Annotated in this window: 1 protein-coding gene; it reads right to left on the bottom strand. The window is 69.8% G+C overall.

Annotation, left to right across the window (positions count from 1 at the left end):
* A partial coding sequence (locus V8324_RS22230; protein ID WP_336422039.1) for a 2Fe-2S iron-sulfur cluster-binding protein occupies positions 1 to 650 on the bottom strand: 650 nt, incomplete at both ends.

The raw sequence follows: 650 nt of genomic DNA, 5'->3' as shown, positions 1-650 counted from the left end.
GCTGTCGCCGGCCTCGTTTTCATCCAGCACCGTCGCCGGCATCAGCGCGCCGGTGGGGCAGGCCTGCACGCATTCGCCGCAGGCCACGCAGGTGCTGTCGCCCATCGGGTCGTCCTGATCGAAGACGATCTTCGCGTCATGCCCGCGCCCGGCCATGCCGATGACGTCGTTGACCTGGACCTCGCGGCAGGCGCGCACGCACAGATTGCAGTGGATGCAGGCATCGAGATTGACGCGCATCGCCACGTGGCTGGCATCCGGCAGCGGCACGTGATCGCGGTCCATCGCGGGAAACCGGCTGGTCGTCACGCCGCCCAGCTCGGCCATGTCCCGCAAATGCGACGAGGCGTCGTGCTTGACCTCGGGCTGGTCGGCGAGCAGCAGCTCCATCACCATCTCGCGCGACTTGCGGGCGCGCGCGCTGTCGGTGGTCACCTTGATCCCCTCGGCCACGGGGCGGATGCACGAGGCCACCAGAACCCGCTCGCCCTCGACCTCGACCATGCAGGCGCGACAGTTGCCATCCGGCCGGTAGCCCGGCGCGGGCTTGTGGCACAGATGCGGGATCACCAGCCCCTGCCCGTGCGCCGCCTCCCAGATGGTCGAGCCCTCGGGCACCGTGACCTCGCGGCCGTCGAGGGTGAAGGTGA

The organism is Roseovarius sp. D22-M7 (genome assembly GCF_037083785.1).
GTDB lineage: Bacteria > Pseudomonadota > Alphaproteobacteria > Rhodobacterales > Rhodobacteraceae > Roseovarius.
Note: the sequence above shows the minus strand (reverse complement) of the source record. Positions and strands in the feature narration are given on the sequence as shown.